This is a genomic window from Psychrilyobacter sp., assembly GCF_049671765.1.
Lineage (GTDB): Bacteria > Fusobacteriota > Fusobacteriia > Fusobacteriales > Fusobacteriaceae > Psychrilyobacter.
Map to the genome: position 1 here is coordinate 1 of NZ_JBATVM010000266.1, position 3,260 is coordinate 3,260.

At 32.4% G+C, this 3,260-nt stretch carries 2 protein-coding genes and 2 pseudogenes; all 4 read right to left on the bottom strand.

Going from position 1 to position 3,260, the window contains the following annotated elements; genetic code table 11:
- Positions 1–273 (bottom strand): annotated as a pseudogene (locus WBG30_RS12545) (ribose ABC transporter permease); the annotation flags it as partial.
- Positions 263–1,768 (bottom strand): annotated as a pseudogene (rbsA, locus tag WBG30_RS12550) (ribose ABC transporter ATP-binding protein RbsA). The pseudogenes WBG30_RS12545 and rbsA, both read right to left, overlap by 11 nt.
- 13 nt (positions 1,769–1,781) lie before the next feature.
- The gene (gene rbsD / locus WBG30_RS12555; protein ID WP_424505006.1) at positions 1,782–2,189 is read right to left on the bottom strand and encodes a D-ribose pyranase; all 408 of its coding nucleotides are present in this window, start codon (positions 2,187–2,189) and stop codon (positions 1,782–1,784) included.
- Positions 2,190–2,363: 174 nt separating this feature from the next.
- On the bottom strand, positions 2,364–3,260 hold an 897-nt coding region (gene rbsK, locus WBG30_RS12560; RefSeq protein WP_424505007.1), incomplete at its 5' end, for a ribokinase.

Here is a 3,260-nt window from a genome sequence, read left to right on the forward strand (position 1 = left end):
CATACTTGCTGATACGGCACCACAGATAGCTAGTATAGATCCTACTGAAAGATCTATTCCACCGGTCAATATTACAAAGGTCATCCCTGCTGCTATTATTGCATTTATAGATGTCTGTCGGAGTATATTTAATAAGTTCGCTGTAGATAAGAATCTCGGATTTAATATTGAAACTATCACTCCAAATATAATCAAACCTATCAAAGGTTTATTTTTAAATAATTTATTTTCTTTTTTGATTGTTGTAACATTTAATGCCTCATTAGTTTTCATCTATCTCCTCCTTCATCACACCGATAGCACACTTCATTATTTTTTCTTGTGTGGCTTCTTCTCTACTGAACATTCCTGTAATAGTTTGGTCATACATCACCATTATTCTGTCACTGAGCCCTAATATTTCTGGCATTTCAGAGGAAATTATGATTATACTCATGCCTTGATCTTTAAATTCATTTATGAGATCGTATATTTCTTTTTTCGCTCCTACATCTACTCCCCTTGTAGGCTCATCCAAAATTAATATCTTGGGATTGGTCATGAGTGCCTTGGCTATGGCTACTTTCTGTTGATTTCCACCACTTAGGTTTTTTATGAGTTGATCCATTGTAGGAGTTTTTATGTTAAATTTTGATATAAATTCTTTTACTTCTATCTTTTCTTTTTTTTCATCTATTTTTTTATATCAGTTTTAAAATTTTAATAGTGAAGACAAACTCATATTTTCTTTTACAGAAAGTCCAAGCAACAAACCGTCTCCCTTTCTATCTTCAGAGACATAGGCTATCCTGTTTTTTAACGCTTCTTGAGGAGAGTTTATATCTACTTTTTTTCCATCTATATAGATTTGCCCACTTGTTTTCTTAAAATACCCATAGATAGTTTTAGCTAACTCTGTTCTTCCTGCTCCCATAAGTCCTGCTATTCCTAATATTTCACCTTTTTGAAGAGAAAAATTAATTTTTTTTGTAACTTCACCAGTTAGATTTTCTACTCTTAAAGATACCGCTCCTAATTCTGTGTCTATTCTAGGAAATTGATCTTTTAATTTTCTTCCTACCATCTTTTCAATTATATGATCTTCATCTATATCCTCTACTAGAGCTTCATCTATAAATTTTCCATCTCTCATAATGGTAGCATAATCGCATATCTCAAATATCTCTTTCAATCTATGGGATATGTATACAATACTTTTATTTTCAGCTACGAGTTCCTTAATAACGCTGAACAAACTCTCTGTTTCAGTGTCTGTTAGGGCATCGGTAGGTTCATCCATAACTATTATTTTGGCATTTTGAGAAAGAGCTTTTGCTATCTCTATCATTTGTTTTTCTCCGATACTTAATTTTCCTACCAATTCCTTAGATGAATATTTTAGATTTAACTTTTTTAAAATTATATCTGCCTCATTGAACATCATATCCCAATCTATTCTAAAGTGTTTAGTCAATTCCCTTCCTAAAAAAATATTTTCTGCTATAGAAAGATGATCTATCAAGTTTAATTCTTGATGAATTATAGATATACCTGCATCTTGGGATTCTTTAGGTCCATTAAATTCCACTTCTTTTCCATTGTGTTTAATAATTCCTGCATCTCTTCTATATATTCCTGTCATTATTTTCATCATAGTTGATTTTCCTGCACCATTTTCACCAAGTAAAGCCATGACTTTTCCTTGATAAACATTTAATTTAGCTCCATCTAATGCTCTTACACCTGGAAAATCTTTAATTATTCCTGAAATTTCTAATATTTTTTCCATATATTTTTTCTCCTTAGAATGTTACTCCTGATTTCAAAATAATATTGGCGTATGGTGTACACTCTCCAGTTCTTACTACAGCTTTACTTTCCTTAGTCATCCCTTTAAATTCATCATGGAATACTTCTACAATAGTGATCTCTCCACATTTTTTCTCTAATAATTTAAATAATTCAAAATAGAATTCTCTACTTACTGTTTTCATTTCCTTAGCAATCACCACTTCTTCTACCTTCAATTCATCTAATATGACTTCTAAAGTCCCTAAGAAAGTTGGTACTCCTTTTTCCACTGCTAAATCTATTCTCTTTACTCCGGTTGGAATAGGTAATCCTGCATCTCCAACAGTTATATGATCTTTATGTCCCATTCTAGATATTACAGAACTAATCTCACTATTTAATAATCTTCCTTTTTTCATAAAAATCCCCCATTTTTTTGACACAGAGAGCCACAGAATTAGAAAAAAGAGATTCACAGAGTTTTTATTTTTTCTCTGTATAGCTATCTTTCCTCTCGGTGTATCTCTGTGACCAAGTTTTTATTTCTTTGCCTCTATTCTCTCTAATTTTATAAAGTAAGGGTAATTCATAAATTACCCCTCCATAAACTTATAATTCACTACTTCATCCCATGTTGGTAATGAGCTCTGAGCCCCTTCTTTGGTTACGGTTATTGCTCCTACTCGAGCCCCAAATTCCATGGCTTCCTCTATTTTTTCCCCCTCTGCTAGCATCCTAATAACTCCACCTATAAATGAATCTCCTGCTGCTGTTGGATCTACAGCTTTTACTTTATGGATCCCTACTTTTACAACTTTATCTTTTCCTACAAAGATAGAACCATTTTTCCCCATGGTAACTATGAGATTTTTTACTCCCATATCCATAAGTTTTTTAGAGGCCACTAATACCTCACTTTCCGAATTTGTAGGCATACCACTGAGTAATTCTAATTCAGTTTCGTTGGGTACCAGATAATCTACATTCTTTATTATATCTACCGATAACTTTTCAGCTGGAGCTGGATTAAGTACCGTAATTTTATTATGTTCCTTTGATTTTTTCAAAATATATTCCACAACATCTATAGGAATTTCTAGTTGGAGGAGAACTATATCTGCATTTTTTATTAACTCTATATTTTTATCTATATCATCTATACTCGTCTCAAAATTAGCTCCAGGGACTACTATTATTGTATTATCTGCATTTTCATCTACAACAATTGTAGCTATCCCTGTATTTTTTTTTACTTTTTTTATACTTTCTATATTTACACCATTCTTTTTTAATTCCTCTATTAATATATCTCCGTGGGAATCTTCTCCTACACAACCAAACATAGTCACTTCTCCACCTAATTTAGATATAGCAACTGCTTGATTCCCTCCTTTCCCACCTGGAATCTGAAAGAAGCTTTTCCCAATAATTGTTTCTCCTAATTTAGGATGCCTCTCACTCATGGTAACTAAATCCATATTAAGACTTCC

What these genes read in the sequence shown, in the direction of transcription:
- rbsD (WP_424505006.1), bottom strand. Translation starts at nt 2,189, where the DNA reads ATGAAAAAAGGAAGATTATTAAATAGTGAGATTAGTTCTGTAATATCT.